The organism is Streptacidiphilus jiangxiensis (assembly GCF_900109465.1).
GTDB classification, from domain to species: Bacteria; Actinomycetota; Actinomycetes; order Streptomycetales; family Streptomycetaceae; genus Streptacidiphilus; species Streptacidiphilus jiangxiensis.
In genome coordinates, this window is sequence record NZ_FOAZ01000001.1 from 1 (window position 1) to 19,780 (window position 19,780).

Annotated in this window: 12 protein-coding genes; 5 read left to right on the forward strand and 7 right to left on the reverse strand. The window is 73.3% G+C overall.

Going from position 1 to position 19,780, the window contains the following annotated elements; all coding sequences use genetic code 11:
• On the forward strand, positions 1-453 hold a 453-nt coding region (locus tag BMY61_RS00005; RefSeq protein WP_177240370.1), incomplete at its 5' end, for a methionine adenosyltransferase domain-containing protein.
• A 72-nt stretch (positions 454-525) separates the two neighbouring features.
• Here BMY61_RS00005 and BMY61_RS00010 read toward each other — a convergent pair.
• Both BMY61_RS00010 and BMY61_RS00015 read right to left on the reverse strand, forming a co-directional pair.
• On the reverse strand, positions 526-1,947 hold the full coding sequence (locus tag BMY61_RS00010; RefSeq protein ID WP_042461448.1) for a hypothetical protein: 1,422 nt from the start codon (positions 1,945-1,947) through the stop codon (positions 526-528).
• A 155-nt stretch (positions 1,948-2,102) separates the two neighbouring features.
• On the reverse strand, positions 2,103-5,264 hold the full coding sequence (locus tag BMY61_RS00015; RefSeq protein WP_143094107.1) for an FG-GAP repeat domain-containing protein: 3,162 nt from the start codon (positions 5,262-5,264) through the stop codon (positions 2,103-2,105).
• A gap of 842 nt (positions 5,265-6,106) precedes the next feature.
• Here BMY61_RS00015 and BMY61_RS47290 point away from each other — a divergent pair.
• The 3 genes from BMY61_RS47290 to BMY61_RS00030 all read left to right on the forward strand — a co-directional run bounded on the left by BMY61_RS47290 (position 6,107) and on the right by BMY61_RS00030 (position 14,001).
• A complete protein-coding gene (locus BMY61_RS47290) occupies positions 6,107-6,571 on the forward strand; it encodes a hypothetical protein (RefSeq protein WP_052439584.1) in 465 nt (154 codons plus the stop codon).
• Positions 6,572-6,639: 68 nt separating this feature from the next.
• Positions 6,640-8,796 carry an SPFH domain-containing protein gene (locus BMY61_RS00025; RefSeq protein WP_052439583.1) on the forward strand — a complete coding sequence of 719 codons (2,157 nt, stop codon included), beginning with the start codon at positions 6,640-6,642 and terminating at the stop codon, positions 8,794-8,796.
• Between the two features lie 72 nt (positions 8,797-8,868).
• Complete coding sequence (locus BMY61_RS00030) at positions 8,869-14,001, forward strand: DNA repair ATPase (RefSeq protein ID WP_075003697.1); 5,133 nt, start codon at positions 8,869-8,871, stop codon at positions 13,999-14,001.
• On the opposite strand, the gene BMY61_RS00035 is transcribed toward BMY61_RS00030, so the two are convergent.
• The 3 genes from BMY61_RS00035 to BMY61_RS00045 all read right to left on the reverse strand — a co-directional run bounded on the left by BMY61_RS00035 (position 13,929) and on the right by BMY61_RS00045 (position 16,331).
• Complete coding sequence (locus BMY61_RS00035; protein ID WP_425314651.1) at positions 13,929-14,999, reverse strand: PucR family transcriptional regulator; 1,071 nt, start codon at positions 14,997-14,999, stop codon at positions 13,929-13,931. The genes BMY61_RS00030 and BMY61_RS00035 overlap by 73 nt on opposite strands.
• A 70-nt stretch (positions 15,000-15,069) precedes the next feature.
• Positions 15,070-15,747 (reverse strand): class F sortase, encoded by a 678-nt coding sequence (locus BMY61_RS00040; protein ID WP_236656335.1) that lies wholly within the window; start codon positions 15,745-15,747, stop codon positions 15,070-15,072.
• A 155-nt stretch (positions 15,748-15,902) separates the two neighbouring features.
• Positions 15,903-16,331, reverse strand: a complete 429-nt coding sequence (locus tag BMY61_RS00045) for a hypothetical protein (RefSeq protein WP_042453530.1) — start codon at positions 16,329-16,331, stop codon at positions 15,903-15,905.
• Positions 16,332-16,697: 366 nt separating this feature from the next.
• On the opposite strand from BMY61_RS00045, the gene BMY61_RS00050 reads away from it, so the two are divergent.
• A complete protein-coding gene (locus BMY61_RS00050) occupies positions 16,698-16,904 on the forward strand; it encodes a DUF4287 domain-containing protein (RefSeq protein ID WP_042453532.1) in 207 nt (68 codons plus the stop codon).
• A gap of 25 nt (positions 16,905-16,929) precedes the next feature.
• Here the strand turns inward: BMY61_RS00050 and BMY61_RS00055 are convergent, their stop codons facing one another.
• Positions 16,930-18,372 (reverse strand): acyl-CoA synthetase, encoded by a 1,443-nt coding sequence (locus BMY61_RS00055; RefSeq protein ID WP_042453534.1) that lies wholly within the window; start codon positions 18,370-18,372, stop codon positions 16,930-16,932.
• A gap of 34 nt (positions 18,373-18,406) precedes the next feature.
• On the reverse strand, positions 18,407-19,720 hold the full coding sequence (locus BMY61_RS00060) for a D-arabinono-1,4-lactone oxidase (RefSeq protein ID WP_042453536.1): 1,314 nt from the start codon (positions 19,718-19,720) through the stop codon (positions 18,407-18,409).
• Between the last annotated feature and the right edge of the window lie 60 nt (positions 19,721-19,780).

Genomic DNA, 19,780 nt, shown 5'->3' on the forward strand with positions numbered 1-19,780 from the left:
CCGATGGGCGACGCCGGCCTGACCGGCCGCAAGATCATCATCGACACCTACGGCGGCATGGCCCGCCACGGCGGCGGCGCCTTCTCCGGCAAGGACCCGTCCAAGGTCGACCGCTCCGCCGCCTACGCGATGCGCTGGGTCGCCAAGAACATCGTCGCCGCGGGCCTGGCCACCCGCGCCGAGGTCCAGGTCGCCTACGCCATCGGCAAGGCCGAGCCGGTCGGCCTCTTCGTCGAGACCTTCGGCACCGAGACCGCCCCCGTCGGCAAGATCCAGGAAGCCGTCACCAAGGTCTTCGACCTGCGCCCGGCCGCCATCATCCGCGACCTGGACCTGCTGCGCCCGATCTACTCCCAGACCGCCGCCTACGGCCACTTCGGCCGCGAGCTGCCGGACTTCACCTGGGAGCGCACCGACCGCGTCGAGGCCCTGAAGAAGGCCGTCGAGGCCTAGGGCCTGTCCAAGACAGCCCGAAAGGGGCACGGAGCGACAGCTCCGTGCCCCTCCTCTCTTCTGCCGTCCGCGTCAGTTGACGGTGAAGTAGTAGTCGTACGGGGCCAGCTGGATGCCGTCCTTGGTGGTCGCGTAGACCTCCAGGTCGTACCAGCCGCTCTGGGGCGGGGTCCAGGAGATCTGGGCCGAGCCGCCGGCGATCGCCTTGACGGTGGTCGGGGTGCCCCAGTTGAAGGAGTAGGTGTAGCTGGCCACGCCCTTCACCTTGGGTGCGAAGGTGAAGGTGCCCGGGACGCCCGAGCCGCCGCTGGAGCCGTTCTCGGCGTAGATGTCGGAGCTGACGGTCGGGCTGGTGTCGACCGGGCCGGTGGTCCACCAGTAGGAGGAGCTGATCCAGCCGTTGGCGCTGGTGCTGGAGACGTAGAAGAAGTCACCGTAGGCGCCGTCCAGGGTGAGGTTCACCTCGGCGGAGCCGTCGCCGGCCGCCTTGACCTGGGTGGTCTGCTGGCCGCTGGCGCCGAAGGTCTGCAGGGTGTAGCTGACGACCGGGGAGATCGCCTGGACGCCCGGGTTCGGGCTGAGGCGGAACGGGGTGACCTTGTCGAACTGGACCTTCGGGACCAGCGGCGTGGCCGTCGGCCCGTCGTACTTCACGAAGAACATGTAGCTGGTCTCGTCCGACGGGTTGCCGGCCCGGTCCAGGCTGCGGACCCACAGGCGGTACAGCCCCGAGCCCTCCGGCGGGATCAGGCTCGCGGTGGCGGAGCCGCCGAGGGTCGTCGCCCGGGCGAAGTGCTTCGGGTCGCTGTACGGGTCCGTCGGCTGCGGGATGCCGTGGTCTCCGATCGGGACGCCGATGACCCCCAGGTCCTGCTGCCAGTCGTACTCGTAGCCGGCGACGTCGCCGACCCCGTTGGCGCCGAAGCTGAACTGGACCGCAGAGCCGCCCTGGTTGAAGACGTTCGGCGGGTAGTTGGGTGAGGTGACCGTCGGCGGCTGGTCCGGGCGGACGTTGTCGACGGTGAAGTAGCAGCTCGCGGACCAGTCCGAGGCGGAGGCGCCGGACACGGTCCGGGCCTGCCAGACGTAGGTCTGACCGTCCGTGAGGGCGGTGGACGGGACGACCGCACCCGCTTCGTTGCCGACCGTGGCGTAGGAGTTCGAGACGGTGGTGACCTGGGTCGGGTCGGAGACCGGCCAGGCCCGGTACTGCACGCCCATGAAGCCGCTGCCCGTCGGGTTCGACGGCGGCGTGCCCTGGGCGACGCCCTCGACGAAGACGCCCTCGCCTCCCCACAGGAAGGTCGGCGCGGAGGCGTCGGTGGAGCAGTGCTGGTAGCCGTTGAAGAGATCGGTCGGCGTGGTGGCGGTCCCGTCGTCCGCATGGGCCGGACCGGTCCCGACCAGCGCGAGCGCGAGCGCGCCGAGGGAGACCAGCCCGGCACGCCATCGGGCGCTGGGCGCGGGTCTCTTGGGTTTCCTGGTGTCAGACAAGGTGTTCCCCCTTCGTCCGGGCCCGACGGTCACCGGTCCCGGACAGTGGGGCCGGGCCGCGGGCGGCGGTCGGAATGCTAGTTGAGCCCGGCCGTCGGCCGGTCCCCATTTCTGTCGCCTGCCGGGCCGAGGCGTGCCGGGATCAGGCGGGAGGATCAGTAGAGGTTGCTGTAGATGTTCCAGCCGCCGCCGACGCGGATCCGGGGCTCGAGGGCGCCGGAGGCGGTGAAGTCGTAGCGCCACAGCACACCCGCGGTGTCGCGGGCGACGACCGAGTTGAGGCCGTGGCCGTCAACGTCGCCGACGCCGACCATCGCGTTGTAGATCCAGTAGCCCGTTCCGAGCTTCACGCGGGCGTCGAAGCCGCCCTTGCCGTTGCCGAAGTAGCGCCACAGGCCACCGTGGGTGTCGACCGCCAGGAGGTCGCTGATGCCGTCGCCGTTCAGGTCGCCGACGCCGATGATCCGGGCGTACGTGTTCCAGCCGCCGCCGATGGCGACCCGGGGCGCGAAGCCGCCCCTGCCCGTGCCCGGGTAGAGCCACAGCTCGCCCGAGGCGTCGCGGGCGAGCAGGTCGTCGTGACCGTCGCCGTTGAGGTCACCGACCGAGACCAGGCTGTTGTAGATGTTCCAGCCGCCACCGATGGTCCTCGGTGTGGCGTTGTTGAGGACGTCGCCGGCCGGCTGGTTCGGGTAGTACTCCAGCTCGCCGCTGCTGGTGCGGACGACGACGTCGTTGTAGCCGTCACCGTTGACGTCGCCGAAGGGCACGACCGCGTTCAGCTGCCCGGGGCCGGTGCCGAGGTTCCAGTACGTCGAGGCGACCGGGCTCGCGTAGGTGCCGTTGCCGTTGCCCGTGTACTCCATGCCGTAGCCGTACCCGTACCCGAAGGCGGGCTTGTTCAGCACCCCGAGCAGGGTGGACTGGCCGTTCTCGCCGTAGGAGTGGAAGGGCATCCGGCCGTAGTAGACGCCCATCGTGCCGGTGGCGGACTGGGTCGGGGTCGTACCGGCGGCGTCCGCGGGGACGGTCAGCAGCTGCCAGTCGTAGGTGCCGTCGAAGGCGGGCGTCCCGCCCTGCAGGAGGCCGTTCCAGCTGTTCGCGCCCGAGGCGGCGGTCGCGCCGCCGGTGTAGCTGTAGACGACCTGGCCGGTGGTGGCCCGACGGATCACCAACTGCCAGCTCGCCAGCGGACGGCTGGCCTCGAAGCCGAAGCCCCACTGCTGCCCCGGCGTGATGCCGTTGTTCCAGGCACCCCCGGTGGCCGTGACCGTGGACGCGGGCACGCCGGTGGTCAGCACGTGGACGACGTTGTCCGTGCCCGTGTACGCGACGTCGCCGGAGGTGCGGTCCACGGTCCAGTCGATGCCGCGGTCGTCGCTCGTGCCGGCCGGCTGCGGGACGGTGGCCAGCACGGAGGTCGCGCCGACGGAGTCCGTGTGGATGTCGGTCAGGCGCAGCTCACCGCTGGCCGCGTCGTGACGGACGAGGTAGCCGTCACCGAGCAGCGCGGGACCGGGGTCGACGCCGAACTCCGTGTCGGTGGACAGGTCGTAGATCCCGGCCGGGCCGGTGCTGCCGCAGCTCCAGTAGAGCCAGTGCTGCGCGACCTGCACCTCGGTGGCCGTGCACGTGGCCCCGGTGCTGATGGTCCGCTTGACGGCGGGGGCGACGGCCAGGCCGTTTTGGGGCAGGCTGGCCTGGAACTGGCCCGGGCCGGTGGCCCGCCACAGCGTGCCCATCCACAGGGCCGCGCCGTTCGCCGTCCCGAGCGTGATCATCGCGTTCTGGCCGGGCTCCCACAGGTGCTGGGTGCCGGCCGAGTCGATGACCACGTAGCTGCTGTCCACGTCCACGACGCGGGTGTCGGGCGTGGTGAAGTTCTCCCCGAACTCCAGACCGTTGACGAACACATCGGCGCTGGTCGCCGTTGTGGTCGTGTAGACCGGCCCGTAGAAGTTGCCGTCCGCCTCGCGGACGCAGGAGGCGTCCAGGGCGCAGGGGCCGGCCTGGAGCGGCGTGAAGCCGCCGTTGTTGAGATAGCCGGTCGAGGTCTTGCCGACGCCCGAGCCGGAGCCGGCCAGCGGGGTGGTGGCCGCCGCGAAGCGCGTGGCCGCGTTGAGCTGCGGGACGGTGAGCATCTGGCGCACCTGGCCGTGCGCCATGGTCAGGGTGACGGTGGTCTCGGCGGGGGCCGGCAGCCCGCGCACGGCGGTGACGTCGACGGTGCCGTCCGCGGCCGCGGTGAGGTGCTGCACCGCCAGGCCGCCGCTCGGGCTGGTGGCGCCGATCGCCAGGATGCCCCCGGGGCCCTGGGCCAGGTAGCCGGGGAACTGGTTCGAGGGGACCGGCAGGGACACGGTGGCGTCGAGCTGGACGGCCGGGCCCCCGGCGATCGGGACGGCGGAGAGCACCTGCGGCGCGCCGGCCGCCACCTGGGTCAGCATCACGACCTGCTGGCCGACGACTCCGTAGTCCAGCAGGGAGCCGGGATTGGCCGGTGACGCGACCTGCGTGGGGGTGGCCGTACCCGCGAGCAGGTCGGCGACCTTGACCACCGAGACGCCGCCGGTCGAGCGCCAGATCAGGTAGTCACCGCGGACGGTCGCGGAGGTGGCGGACAGCGGGATGCCCGAGACCGAGGTGGCCGCGCCCGTGTCCAGGTTCAACAGGTAGTACCCGACCGTGCCGCTGACGCCGCTCTTCGGCGTGCTGCGGACCAACTCGTAGTCGCCCGAGTTCTGGTAGCCGAGAGCGCTGTTGGTGTAGCCCGTGCCGGACGGCAGGCCGGTCAGGGGGAGCTCGGTCGTCGTGCCGTCCGCGTTGAGCTGGAGCAGGTGGGAGATGCCACCGATCTCCTGGACCAGGGCGCGCGTCCCGTTCTGGCTGACGTCGCCGACGATGTGGACGGCGCCGAGAGAGGAGAGGTCGTAGGTGACCCAGCTGCCGGCCACGGTCGGGTCGCCGACGCCGAGCTTCGCACCGTTCTGATAGGCGACGTGGTCGCCCCCGGCCGAGAGGAAGGTCGTGCCGGACGCCGGCACGGCGCTCAGCTGCGGCTGCGCGGTGTCGGTCCCTGACGCGTAGTCGGTCCAGGTGTAGCCCGGGAGTCCCTGCTCCTGGTGAAGGAAGCCGGTGGCGCCGGCGACCAGCGGAATGTCCGCCCGTGAGGCGGCGAGCTGCGGCGCGGGCAGCGTCGCGACCTCCGCCGGGGAGCCGCTCGTGCTCGTCGTGCTCGTCGTGCTTGCGGCAGCGCTCCCCGGTACCGCGCCGGCGATCGCCGCCGCGACCACAAGAGTCGCCAGGCCTGCTGTCAAGCCCCGTCTATGAGCCACGCCCTCACCCACCCCATCGCCGTCCGAAATGTTCGAGTCGCTCCGGTCGCGGCTGGTGGTCACGGCACGGCCGCGGTCGCGGAGCAGTCGGGAGCGTAACAAGGCGAAGTGGCCGTCCTGGTGGCCGGAACCGGACGCTTGCCGGAACGTGATCGCCTTCGTCCTTTTTGGGATGCTCCGTCTGCGGATTCTTGCCCTGCTCTTACACGGGGCCCCAGGTCCTCGGGGTCTCACGCCTGGTCAGCGCCTGCTGGGGGAGACGGCATCGATCCGTCCGGGCCGGTGCGGCGCCCTGAGGTGTGAGCTGAACCAGGACGCTAAGAGGGCGCTAAGACTGCCGGGATCACGCACTGCGGGTGTGCCGCTCGCGCTGCCACCCTGACGCTGCGGGGCCACGGTGTGTGGCCCTTCGGGGGACGTGCAGAGGCAGGCGAGAGCAAGTGCGGGGCTTTCTGGGGGCGGTCACGGGTTTTCCGACCGTGGTCTTCACCTTCGCGCTGGTCGTGGTGGTGGGGTACTGGGTCCTGGTGCTCGTCGGGGGAGCACATCTGCACGGTGCCCGGGGTGGGCACGTCGGCGGTCACGGGGGTGGCCATGGTTCCGGGCACGGGGGTGCCGGTCACGGGGGTGGCCATGGTGCCGGGCACGGGGGTGGTGGGCATGGCGGGGGGCATGCGCACGGGGGGCAGGCCGGCCAGGCCGGCCAGGGGGCCCACGGGGGGAGCGCGCCGCACGGGGGGCACGCGCCGCAGGCGGGCCACGGGGGGAACGGGGAGCAGGCGGCCCACGGCGCGGCGCGCCACAGCCACGGGGGGTGGCAGCGCGTGGTGGGGCTGGGCGGGGTGCCGATCACGGTGGCGGTGTCGCTCGTCGTGGCGTTCGCCTGGTTCACCTCCCTGGCCGGCCGTGCGTGGCTCGGCGGAGGCGGGAACCCGGACGGCAGTGGTGGCGGCAGCGCGGGATGGCTGCTGCCCGTGGCGCTGGTCGGTGGGTGGGTGGGGGCCCGCCTGCTCGCGGTGCCGCTCGGCCGGCTGATGCCGGAGCCGCCTCCGCCGCCGTCCCGGCGGGACTTCGTCGGGCTCGCCTGTGTGATCCGGACCGGTCGGGTGGGGCCCGACTTCGGGCAGGCCGAGGTCCGGTCCGCCGACGGCTCCGCCGCCGTCGTGCAGGTCCGTCAGAGCGTCGACGACGCGGCGGGCGAGGGCCGGGCGCTGCGTACGGGAGCCTCCGCGCTCATCTACGACTACGACGCCGACGGCGAGTTCTTCTGGGTCATGCCGGCGCCGTAGGTGTCCGGATCGATCAGCCACATCCAACTCATTCGCAGCACCAGTGAAGTCCATCCAAGGGAACAGCCATGTCTGTCGTCACCATCGGTATCGGCGTGCTCGTCGCCGTCCTGCTGCTCATCGGTCTGGGCACGCTGCTGCTCTTCGGACGGCTGTTCCGCAAGGTCGTCCAGGGCGAGGCCCTGATCGTCTCCCGACCCAAGAGCGTCGACGTGAGCTTCACCGGAGCCCTGGTGCTGCCGATGATGCACCGCGCCGAGGTCATGGACATCTCGGTGAAGACCATCGAGATCACCCGCACCGGACGTGAGGGGATGATCTGCAAGGACAACATCCGGGCCGACATCCAGATCACCTTCTTCGTCCGGGTCAACAAGACCGTCGAGGACGTCATCAAGGTCGCCCAGGCGATCGGCACCGAGCGGGCCAGTCACCAGGAGACCCTGCAGAACCTGTTCAGCGCCAAGTTCGCCGAGGCGCTGCGCACCGTCGGCAAGCAGCTCGAGTTCGCCGACCTCTACACCCACCGCGAGGAGTTCCGGGACCGGATCATCGCCGCCATCGGCACGGACCTGAACGGCTACCACCTCGAGGACGCGGCCATCGACCACCTCGAGCAGACCCCGATGGCCGAGCTGGACCCGACCAACATCCTGGACGCCCAGGGCATCCGGAAGATCACCGAGCTGACCGCCCTCGAGCACATCCGCACCAACGACTTCCAGCGCAACGAGCAGATGGAGATCACCCGTCAGGACGTCGACGCCCGGGAGGCGGTCCTGGAGCTGGAGCGGCGGCGCGCCGAGGCGGAGATCCGGCAGCGCAAGGGGATCGAGACGCTGAAGGCGCAGGAGGAGGCCGCCACCGCGATGGTCCAGGAGGAGGAGCGGCTCAAGGCGCACGGCGCGCTGCTGCGGACCGAGGAGCTGCTCGGGGTCCAGCGGGAGAACCAGCAGCGGGAGATCGCCGTCGCGGAGAAGAACCGTGAGCGCGTGCTGGCGGTGGAGTCCGAGCGGATCGAGAAGGACCGGCTGCTGGAGGTCGTCAACCGCGACAAGGAGGTGCAGCTCGCCAAGGCCGAGATGGAGAAGCAGGTCGAGGTCGAGCGTCGCGGCGTGGCCGAGGTGGTACGCGAGCGGATCGCGGTGGAGCGGACCGTCGCGGAGCAGGAGGAGGAGATCAAGCGGGTCCGCGTCGTCCAGGAGGCCGAGCGCACCCGGCAGACGGTGATCATCGCCGCCGAGGCGGAGGCGCAGGAGCAGCTGGTCAAGGACATCAAGGCGGCCGAGGCCGCCGAGCAGTCCGCGCACCTGAAGGCCAAGGAGCAGCTGGTGCTGGCCGAGGCCGCGCAGAAGAGCGCCGAGCTGGAGGCGTCCGCCAACGCGCGGCGCGCCGAGGGCGAGCGGGCGTTGGCCGGGGCCGCCGGACTGGCGCAGGCCGAGGTGGCGGAGCGTCAGGCGATGGCCGAGGCCACCGCGATCCGCGCGAAGCTGGAGGGCGAGGCCGCCGGTATGAAGGAGAAGGCCGTCGCCATCGAGAAGGTCGGCCTGGCGGAGGCGGCCGTGGCGGAGAGCAAGGCCAACGCCGAGGCCGCCGCGATCCGGGCCAGGCTGGAGGGCGAGGCGGCCGGTATGAAGGAGAAGGCCGTCGCCATCGAGAAGGTCGGCCTGGCGGAGGCGGCCGTGGCGGAGAGCAAGGCCAACGCCGAGGCCGCGGCGATCCGCGAGAAGCTGCTCGGCGAGGCGGCCGGCCTGGAGAAGAAGGCCGCGGCGATGGCGGCCCTCGACGAGGTCTCGCGGGCGCACGAGGAGTTCCGCCTCCGCCTGGCCGCCGACAAGGACGTCCGGCTCGCCGCGCTGGAGGTGGAGGCCAAGGTGGCCGAGGCGCAGGCCTCGGTGCTGGCGGCCGGCCTCAAGAGCGCGAACATCGACATCGTCGGCGGGGACAGCGTCTTCCTGGAGAAGGTCGTCGGCGCGGTGTCGTTCGGCAAGTCGATCGACGGCGCGATCCAGGGGTCGGAGACCGTCAAGGCGCTGGGCGCCGACTGGTTGAACGGTGAGCGGAGCTTCAGCGACGACGCGACCGAGGTGCTGCGCTCGCTCGCGGCCGGCGGGCCCTGGAACCTGGCCCTGCTGATGAAGCTGCTGAACGGCGCCGGCGCCGACGGCACCCTGCCGGTGGACCCGTCGCGACTGCTCAACGGCTCGACCGGGACCGGCAAGTAGCACACGACAGGTAGCAGGCAGCAGTCAGCAGGCAGCACGTTCAGGCACAGGCAAGGGATACGGGAAGCAGTGATGGGCGTCGAGGACGGCACCTACCAGATCCTTCGGGCGCGGCTCGCCGAGCGCGCGACGGAGCTGGGGCGGCGGGCGGCGGAGGTGAACTCCGCGCGGCAGGAGGCGTTCGGCTCCCGGGCGTTGGAGCTCGCCGCCTCCGCCCGGCCGCGGACCGCGGGCGAGGGCAGGGCGTGCGGCGTGGTCGCGGTCCGACCGGACGTGCTGCTGGTGGGCACGTCGGCGCCGGACCTCGACGCGGGCCTGCTCTCGCTGCACGGGCTGGACGGCTCGGCGCTGGACCCGGGCACCGTGCCGGGCCTGCTCGACGACGAGCGGTTCCACCGGGACCTGGCCGAGCTGCTGCGCTACTACCGCGACGCACGGCTCGTCGACCTGGTCAGGACGGCGACGGGACGGCTGCTGGCGGTCTTCCGCACCGGCGAGAACGACGGCGACCAGCGGGTGCTGAGCTGGCAGCTGGGCGACGGTCAGGTCGAGTATCTCGGCAACCACGGCGAGCGCGACCTGCCGCAGCCCCCCGTCTACGCCCTGCCGTGGACGACGGTCGGCCGTGAGCACCACGACCACGGGCGGATCCGGATCGAGGGTGGTGGCGGAGCGGTCGCGGTCGCCACCACCGGCGGCAGCCTGACCGTCCGGACGGTGCCCGGGGACCGGGTGCTGTTCGAGGAGCCGGTCGACGAGCCCCTGCAGTCGCTCGCCGACGCGACGGTGGCCTACGCGGAGACGGGCCCGCTGCTCCTGCTGCGGATCCGCCCGTACAACGAGCCGGCCGACCGCCACCTGGTCGTCAACGTCCGCACCGGATCGGTGCGCCGACAGGACTCACTCGCTCTCGGCGCCCGACTGCTGCCGGCCGAACAGGGCCTGATCTTCCCCGGCGGCTACGAACTCGCGGACGGTACCCACCGCGCCTTCCACGTCGACGGCGGGGACACCGCCGCGACGGCGACCGGCGAGGGCCAGGACGCGCTGCGCTTCGACGCCGTCGTGCCGGCGCCCAACGGCGAGGACCTGCTCTACGTCCTGCGTCGGCCGGGCCGCGCCCAGGTGCTGCTGCTGCCGTGGAACACGGTGCGGCGCGAGGCCGGCGCAGCCCTGCACGGGGCCGCGTACACGCTGCTCCCCGACGGCACGCTGGTGCTGCTCAAGCCGGACCGCGAGCCGGTGCGCACGCACGAACTCCAGCGTTGGGACACACCGTTCCAGTCCGCCGACCATGCCGCCGCGCAGCCGGTCGGGGACGGGCCGCTGGCCCGCATCGGCAACGCCGACCTGGTGCGCGGCATCGCCGACTGCCTGGACGTGGTCCGCACCGCGGCCGTCGCCGCGCAGGACAGTGAAGCAGCCTCCCGCGCGCCGGAGTTGATCCTCGACGCGTGCGCGAGGGCGGTGGACCGCCACTACTGGCTCGCCGACACCGGTCTGCTCCGGCCACTCGAAGAACTGAGGGATGCCGCGGAGCAGTTGGCCGCCGAGCAGGCCCGCGTGCGGGGGCTCGCCGCCCGCGCCGCGCAGGCGCTGGAGCAGGCCCGCGAGGAGGCGGCGTCCCTCGTCCGCCGCTCCCACGGCGAGCCGCCCGTCGACGCGGACGGCTGGACGCGGCTGCTGGCCGAACTGCGCCAGAGCCAGGGCCGCACCCGCCTGCTGCGCGAGCTGCCGCAGCTGGACGTGGCCGCCCTCGACCGGATCGAGGCGGACCTGGCCGCCGAGCTGACGGCGGCGACGGAGCGCGCCTTCGCGTTCTTCGCGAGCCCCGACGCGTTCGCCGCGCCGCTCGCGACCGCCCGGCGCGCCGCCGAGGAGGCCGAGGCCGTGGCCGGCTCGACGGAGGCCGGTCAGCTCGCCGACCGGCTCGCCGAGCAGGCCGACGCGCTCGCCACCGTCACCGACCTGGTCACCGGCGCCGTCGCCGCCGACCCGGCGGCCGGGACCGCCGTCCTGCTCGCCATCGGGGAGGTGCTGGCGGCCGTCAACCGCGCCCGCGCCGTGCTGGCCAACCGCCGCCGCGCCCTGCTCGACGCCGAGCACCGCGCCGCGCACGCCGCCGAGTCCGCGCTGCTGGCCCAGGCGACCACGGCCGCCCTCACCGCCGCCGACAGCCCGGCGAGCTGTGACGACCAGCTGGCCCGGCTGATGCTGCGGGTCGACGCGCTGGAGGCCCGCTTCGCCGAGGCCGAGGACCTGGCCGCGGATCTGGCGCTGCGCCGCGAGGAGATTCAGCAGGCCTTCGCCACCCGTCGGCAGACCCTGCTGGACGAGGCCGCCGCCCGCGCGGACCGCGTCGCCGCATCCGCGCGGCGCGCGCTGGAGGCGCTGCGCCGCAGGCTCGCGGGCCTGGGCTCCGCCGCCGACATCCACGCCGCCGAGGCCGCCGACCCGATGGCGGTCCGCGTCCGCGCGGCCGCAGGGGAGCTGCGCGGCCTCGACGACCAGGTGCGCGCCCAGGAGTTGGAGGACGGCCTGACCGGGGCCGTCCGCACCGCGCTGCGCGACCTGCGCGACCGCGCCGACCTCTCCGGCGACGGCGGCGCCAGCGTCCGGCTGGGCCGTCACCGCTTCGCGGTGCGGCGCGAGCCGGTGGAGCTGACGCTCCAGCCGGACGGCGACGGACTGGCCTTTCTCGTCACCGGGACCGGCTACCGCCGCCCGGCGCGGCTGCCCGAGCTGCTGGGCGGCCGGGAGTTCTGGACGCAGCCGCTGGTGAGCGAGTCGCCGACGCTGTACCGGGCCGAGTACCTCGCCGCCGCGCTGCTGCGGGACGCGAGGGCGCTGACGGGCCCGGACGTCGGGCCGGACGTGACCGCCGTCCCCCTGCTCGACCAGGTGCGGCGCGCCGCCGAGCGCGCCTACGACGAGGGGTACGAGCGTGGCGTCCACGACCACGACGCCGCCCTGATCCTGGACGCGCTGCTGCGGCTGCGCGCCGGGGCCGGCCTGCTGGAGTACCCGGCGCAGGTGCGCGCCGCCGCGCAGCTGTTCTGGGCGCACGGCGCGACGGACGCGCAGCGTGCCGCGTGGCAGCGCCGGGCGCGGTCCCTGGTCCTGGCGCGCGCCCAGTTCGGCGCGGCGGGAACGGTCGGCGCGCTGACCGAGCTCGGCGCGGAACTCGCGGCGGCGGTCGCCGCGTTCACCGACCCGCTCGGCCTGCCGGGCGCGGCCCGCGCGGGCGACTACCTGGTCGCCGAGCTCGCCGACCCGCGCGACGGCTTCGCCACCGGCCTCGCCGCCCGTGCCCTCCTCGACGGCTTCCGCCACACCGATGCGGCCGCGGCCCTCACCGCGGACCTGCGCGCCCTCGACGCCGACCTGCCGGCCCGCCACCAGCTCGCCACCGCCTGGCTCGCCGCCTACGCGGCGTCCCGCGCGGACGGTGGGGGCAGCGGGAGCGGAGCGGGCGCCGCCGGCGCCGTGGCCGCGCCAGCCGCCGCCTCCGGCGCGGCGCGCACGACCGGCGTGGGCGACGCGGCCGCTTCGGGCGCCACCTTCGACGTGACGCGCACGACCGGCGCCGGGCACGCGGCCGCAGCAGCCGACGCCTTCGGCGCGTCGCGTGGTCACGGCGTGGGGGACGCGGCCCTTTCGGGCGACGCCTTGGGCGCGGCGCGCGGTCACGGCGTGGAGCGCAGTCCCGCGGGCGGCTCCGGCTCCGGCGGCTGGGCCGCGGGAGTGGACGGTCTCGCGGAGGCCGTGGCCGCGCTCGTCGCGCCCGCGCTGACGCGCTACGAGATCACCGCCGCCGTGAGCGAGACCGTCACCGGCCTGCTCGGTGCGCACCCGCGGGTCCAGGACGGCCGGCTGGTCGTGCGCATCGACGAACTGCCCCACCGCGCCCGGGTGTTCCGCGAGGAGCGGGCGCCGGCCTTCCGCGCCTTCCAGCGACAGCGCGCGGACGTGCTGGCGGCCGAGCGGACGCGGTTGCGCCTGGACGACTACCGGCCGCGCCCGCTCGCCGGGTTCGTCCGCAACCAGCTGATCGACCAGGTCTACCTGCCGCTCGTCGGCGACAACCTGGCCAAGCAGCTCGGCACCCTCGACGCCACCGCCACCACCGACCGCAGCGGCCTGCTGCTGCTCCTCTCCCCGCCCGGTTACGGCAAGACCACGCTGCTGGAGTACGTCGCCGACCGGCTCGGCCTGCTCATGGTCCGGGTCGACGGGCCGGCGCTCGGCCACGGCACGACCTCGCTCGATCCGGACCGCGCGCCCGACGCGGCGGCCCGTCGCGAGGTCGAGAAGATCGTGTTCGCGCTGGAGGCGGGCAGCAACGTGCTGCTGCACGTCGACGACATCCAGCACGTCTCGGCCGAGCTGCTGCAGAAGTTCATCCCGCTGTGCGACACCCAGCGGCGCGTCGAGGCCGTCAGTGACGGCGTTGCCCGCAGCTTCGACCTGCGGGGACGGCGCTTCGCGGTCTGCCTGGCCGGCAACCCCTACACCGCCAACGGACAGCGTTTCGAGATCCCGGACATGCTGGCCAACCGCGCCGACGTGTGGAACCTCGGCGAGGTGCTGACCGGGCACCAGGGCCTGTTCGCGCTGTCGTTCCTGGAGAACGCCCTCGCCGCCAACCCGGTGCTGGCCCCGCTCGCCGGCAGCGATCCGGCGGACCTGCGGTTGCTCGTGGCGCTGGCCGACGGCGACCCGGCGGCCCAGGCCGACCAGCTCGGCCGGCCGGTGCCGGACCTGGACCGTGCGGTCGCCACGCTGGCCCGGCTGCGCCGCGTGCAGGAGACGGTGCTGGCCGTGAACGGCGCCTACATCGCCTCCGCCGCGCAGGAGGAGAGCTCGCGCACGGAGCCGCCGTTCCTGCTGCAGGGCTCCTACCGGACCATGGCGCAGCTCGCCGCCCGGATCGACCCGGTGCAGAGCGACGCGGAGGTCCAGGCGCTGCTGGACGACCACTACCTGGCCGAGGCGCGCACCCTCGGCAGCGCCGCCGAGGCGAACCTGCTCAAGCTCGCCCAGCTGCGCGGCCGGGCCACGGCCGAGCAGTCCGCCCGGTGGAAGGTGCTCTGCTCCGGCTACGGCCCGGGCGGCTCCGGCGTCTCCAACGGCTACGGCTCCGACGGCTGGGCGGCGGGCCACCCCAGCAGCCTGGCGCCGAACACGGCCGTCTCCAGGGTGTAGCGCTGCAGCGCGTCGTCCGGGTCCAGCCCGGTCAGCCGGACGATGTGGGCGATCCGGTAGGCCAGCGCCCGGACGCTCAGGCCCAGCCGTCGGGCCGCCTCGGCGGTGACGTAGCGGGACTCGGCGTAGGCGGTGAGGGTCTCCAGCAGCGGCTGCGGTCCGCCGCGCGCCTTGTGCAGCGGCCCGAGCACGCTGCGCACGAGCTGCTCCAGCGCCTCCCGGTCGCGCAGCAGCACCGGCAGCACCAGCAGGTCGGCCGCGTGCAGCAGTCGTTCCGGCAGGCCCAGTTGGTCGGCCTGCTCCAGCGCGGACCGGGCCTCCTCGTAGGAGTGGACCACCCCGCCGGGTCCGCTGTGGGGGCGGCCGACGACCACCCGGCGGCCCTGGGTCAGCTCGGCGAACGCCTTGACGGCCGCGTCCTCGCCGGGGCCGGAGGGCACGATGCACACGAGCCGTCCGTGCTTGACCGCGAGCAGCACCTCCTGCTCGCCGAAGCGGCCCAGCAACTGCCGCTCCAGGGCGCGGACCAGCGGGTCGTCGAGGTCGTAGCCGTCGCCCGCGGCCACGGCGACGACGTGGGCGCAGGCCAGGTTGAGGCCGAAGCGTTCGGCGTGCTCGGCCAGGCGCCCCAGGTCGCTACGGCTGCTCAACAGGTCGGCGACGAACTCGCGTCGCCCCGCCTCCTCGCGGCGCAGCCGCTCCCGGTAGGCGCGGCCGTGCCCGGAGGCGAGCGCGGCCACTCCGGCGCGCAGGGCCGCGAGCGACGCGGCGTCGACGGTGCGTCCCTCCCAGATCCTGCCGGTCGCGGCGAGCCGCTCGTCGATCAGCTCGGCGAGGGCGCGGCCCTCCTCGGCGGCGCGGTCACCGTACTCGCGCAGCGACTCCAGCTCCTCGCGGCGCAGCCGGCGGCCGCTGTGGGCGACGTCCTCCAGCAGCCGCGTCCAGGCGACGTCCTCGGGACCGGACGGCATGTCCGACTCCGCTCTGACGGTGGCCAACTCCCGCTTCCTCCCCCGTGCGCACAGCGACAGCGACGGGTCAGCCTACCCGTCGGGACGGCGGGTCACCCTACTGGTGGGTCCAGGAAGTGAGGTGGGCGAAGACGACGACGTTGCCGAGGTAGTGCTGCGTGGCCTTGTCGAAGCCGGCACCGCAGGTGATCACGCGCAGCTCGGGGCGGGTGGACTGGCCGTAGACCTGCTGGGTGGGGAAGTTCTGGTCGGAGAAGGCCTGGACGGCGTCGATGGTGAACACGGCGGTGGTGTGGTCCGCGCGGACGACGTCGATGGTCCAACCCTTCTTCAGCACGCCCAGGTTGTAGAAGACGGCCGGCCCCTGCTCGTTGTCGACGTGGCCGGCGATGACGGCGGTGCCGGTCTCACCGGGGGTGATGCCCGCCTGGTACCAGCCGGCGAGGTTGCGGTCGGCCTCGGGCGGCGCGGCCAGCTGCCCGCTCGGCAGCAGGGAGAGCCCCGTCAGCGGCGCGTCGACGTTGATCACGGGGATCTTGATGCGGGTCGGCGCGGCGGCGGACATCGGCTGCACCGGCGGCGAGGCGCTCGCGCCCGCCGCGGTGGAGGGTGAGCCGGAGCCGAGGCCCTGGGCCGCCGCCGGCTGCGGGGGCGGCGCGAAGCGCTGACGGCCGTGGACGATCAGGGCGGCGCCCAGCAGGGCGATGATCGCGAGGAGCGCGATCAGCAGGACGGGGTGGTGGCGGCTGGGCCGCGAGGTGTCCACGGTGCTCACGCGGGTCTCCGGACATGCGAACGACGGGAAGGCGGGGAGGGGAAGGCTGGGAGGGGAAGGCGGGGAGAGGGCTGAGTGCCGACACGGGCCCGGCCCCGGGTGCGGGCGCGGCGGGAGCCGCGGCACGCACACGGGGCCGTCAGGGACAGCGAGGGTCAGGCGCGGCCGGCGGCACGACGGCGCTTGACCAGCACACCACCGCCGACACCCGCCAGGGCGATGAGGGCGGAACCGGCCGCGAGGTCGGCGGTGTTCGATCCGGTGCTCGTGGAGCCGACACCGGTGCTCATGCCGCCGCTCGGGGTGACCGGGCAGTCACGCGAGGCGTCCGCGGCGAGCATGTTGGCCCGCTCGCGCAGGTCCTCCAGGTTGGCGCGCTCGGCCTTGCCGGGGTGGCCGCCGTGCTTGATCTGCCACTTGAAGTCCGCCAGTGCCTTCTCGAACGCGTCCTCGGCCTTGTTCGCCTTCCAGACGGCGCGCTTGCAGCCGTCGTGGTCCCAGGCCGTGGCGGCGTGGGCCGGGGTGGCGACCAGCAGGCCGGCAGCGACGACCGCCGAACCGGCAAGGGTGGAGATGGTGCGCATGATGGACCTTTCGTCGAGGGGGTGGGCGGACGGTCCGCCGACATCCCTGTCTGAAATTCATAAGAAATGCCTTTGTGTCCTGATGCATGTCGATCCGTGGCCTGACGGGATGTCGTCTCACGGCGTGTCAGAGAACGAAATGGCAGGTCAGAGGTGATATGTACGGCCGTCGGAGCGGGCCTGGTGATCCCCTCCATCGGAGTAAGCCCAGGTAGCCCCAGCGGGGGAGAGGGGGCCTGGATGAAGATCCTCTGAGAAGTCGGGGCGTGGACTCGTTGTCACACCCGCCCCATAGACTCCGAACAGACTCGACGGCCGCCACCAGGGGCACGCCGGCGTGGCCAACTTACTTACGGGAGCACGCAGATGACTGAACCGGTGAAGGGCCCCGCGAGCTATTTCCCCGCCATCGAGAAGAAGTACGGCCGCCCGGTCTCCGAATGGCAGGAGCTGGTCCGGGCCTCGCCGCTGACCAAGCACATGGAGCTGGTCGCCTGGTTGAAGGCCGAGCACGGGCTCGGCCACGGGCACGCCAACGCGGTGGTTGCCGCCACCCTGGCCGAGCGGGGATGAGGTTGCGTCAGTGGGTGAGGTGGTGTCAGGCGCCGAGGGCGCGCTTCATCACCTTGCCCATGTCGTTGCGCGGCAGTGCGGCGAGGTGACGCACCTCGCGCGGCCGCTTGTGCGGGGCGAGGTGCGCGGCGACGTGGTCGGCCAGCACTTCCAGTGAGGGCGGATCCGCCGGATCGGCCGGGACGATCCAGGCGATGATCCGCTCGCCCAGGTCCGGGTCCGGCTCGCCGGTGACCGCGGCCTCGGCCACGGCGGGGTGCTCCTGCAGCACGTTCTCGATCTCGCCCGCGCCGATCTTGTAGCCCCCGCTCTTGATCAGGTCCGTGGACTTGCGGCCGACGATGCGGACCGCCCCGTCCGGCTCGATCACCGCCATGTCCCCGGTGCGGAACCAGCCGTCCTCGGCGAACGCCTGCGCCGTGGCGTCCGGGCGGCCCAGATAGCCGCTGAACAGGTTCGCGCCGCGCACCTGGATCTCGCCGACGGTCTCACCGTCCCGCGCCTCGAAGGGCAGCCCGCCCTCGTCGACGAGCCGCAGCTCCACGCCGTCGAGCGGGGTGCCGACGGTTCCTGGACGGTGGGCGGCGCCGGGCCGGACGGCGGTGCTCATCAGCGTCTCCGTCATGCCGTAGCGCTCGATCACCTGCCGCCCGGTGGCCTCCTGGATCGCCCGGTGGTCGCGGGTCGCCAGCGCCGCAGAGCCGGAGACCAACAGCCGCGCCCCGGCCAGCGCCTTCACCAGCGCGGGATCGGTGGCGACGTCCTGCGCCAGCCGGTGGTACATCGTCGGCACCCCGAACAGCATGGTGGCCCCGCCGGACAGCTCGTCCCGCACGCCCGCGGCCGAGAACCGGCCCAGGTGCCGCACGGCACCGCCGCGGCGCAGCGGCCCGAGCACGCCGAGGACCAGCCCGTGCACGTGGAACAGCGGCAGGCCGTGGACCAGCACGTCGTCCCCCGTCCACGCCCACGCCTCGGCCAGCGCGTCGAGGGTGGTGCGAACGGCGCGGCGGGAGATGACCGCGCCCTTGGGCGGCCCGGTGGTGCCGGAGGTGTAGATGATCAGCGCGGTCGCCTCCGCGTCCGGCTCCTGCGGCCACGCGCCGTCCGGTCCGGTGCCGGTCACCTCCGGCGCGACGACCGGCAGGCCCGCGAGGTCCACGTCCTCCCCGGCCAGCACGAGCTCCGGCGCGCTGTCCCCGAGCACGTGCGCGAGCTCCCGCTCGCCGCTCCTCGGGTTCAGCGGCACGAGCTCGACGCCTGCGGCCAGCGCGGCGACCGCGCCCACGGCGGTCTCCAGCGTCGGCGTCGCCCACAGGGCGACCCGCCGCGCGCCGTGGATGCGCTCCGCCGTGGCGAGCACGGCGCGACGCAGCTGCGCGTAGGTGAGCTCCCGCTCCCCGAAACGGACCGCTGACGCGGTCCCACCACGGGCCAACGCGGGGAAGAGCGGACGGTCGCTGCTCACGTGTGTTCCTCCTGGGGGCGGCATCCCCTGGAGGCTACGCCCCAGGTGCCCGGCCCAGGACGCGGTCGAGGTACGGGTTGGTGAACAGGCCGGTGGGGTCGAGCTTGTCGCGCAGGGCGACGAAGGAGTCGAAGTGCTCGTATCGCGGTCGGAGCGCCGCCGCGTCGAGGTCGTGCATCTTGCCCCAGTGCGGGCGGCCGCCGTAGCTGCCCAGGATGGACTGACAGGCCTGGAAGTACTTCTGATAGGGCATCCGGTGGTACTGGTGGAACGCGATGTAGCAGTTCTCCCGCCCCTGCGCGGTCGACAGCCAGATGTCGTCCGCCGCCACGAACCGGACCTCCAGCGGGAACGAGACCCGCTCGTCGTTGCGGTCGACCCACTGCTTGATCTCCCGCAGCGCGTCCACCGCGTGCTCCCGCGGGATGGCGAACTCGCCCTCCAGGAACCGCACCGGGCGGGACGAGGCGAAGATCTTGTAGGAGAGGTCGGTCCACTCCCGCGCCGACATCGCCTTGGCCGCGAAGCGGGCGATCGGGCGGACGGTCGACGGGAAGCGCGTGCCGATCCGGCACAGCGCCTCGAAACCGGGGCCGTTCAGGGCCTCGTCCAGGCGGGCGGAGAACGCGCCGACGGGGGTGAGCGGAATGTTCGCCGGCAGGCGGGTGAACTGGCGGGTCAGCGCCACCTCGCTGTGCGGGAACCAGAAGAACTCGAAGTGGTCGTGCTCGTCGGCGAGCTCCTGCACACCGTCGAGGACCTCGGCGACCGGTCGCTGGGTGTCCTGCGCGTGCAGCGCGAACAGCGGGACGCACTGCAGCGTCACCTTGGTGATCACGCCGAGCGCGCCGAGGCCGACCCGGGCGGCGGCGAAGAGGTCGGGGTGGTCGGCGGGGCTGCACTCGACCACCGAGCCGTCGGCCAGCACGAGTTCGAGCGCGCGCACCTGCGTGGCGATGCCGCCGAAGCGGGTGCTGGAGCCGTGGGTGCCGGTGGAGATCGCGCCGGAGATCGTCTGCCGGTCGATGTCACCGAGGATCTGCATGGCCAGGCCGTGCTCGGCCAGCAGCGGGTTCAGCTGCCAGAGCGGCATGCCCGCGCCGACCGTCACCAGGCCCGTCTCGGCGTCGACCGAGATCAGCTGGTTCATCCGGTCCAGCTGCAGCTGCACGCCGGGCGCGACGGCGGTGGGGCTGAAGGAGTGCCCGGCGCCGACCGCCTTGACCCCGTGCCCGTCACGGACGGCGGCGGCGACCTCGGCCGCCACCTCGCCCGCGTCGGCCGGCCGCGCCACCCGCACCGGGTGCGCCAGCTCGTTCCCTGCCCAGTTGCGCCACGCGTTCGTCATGGCACCGAAGACTGAACTTGTTCACTTGTCCAAGTCAAGAGTCCGACACCCTTGACTTGG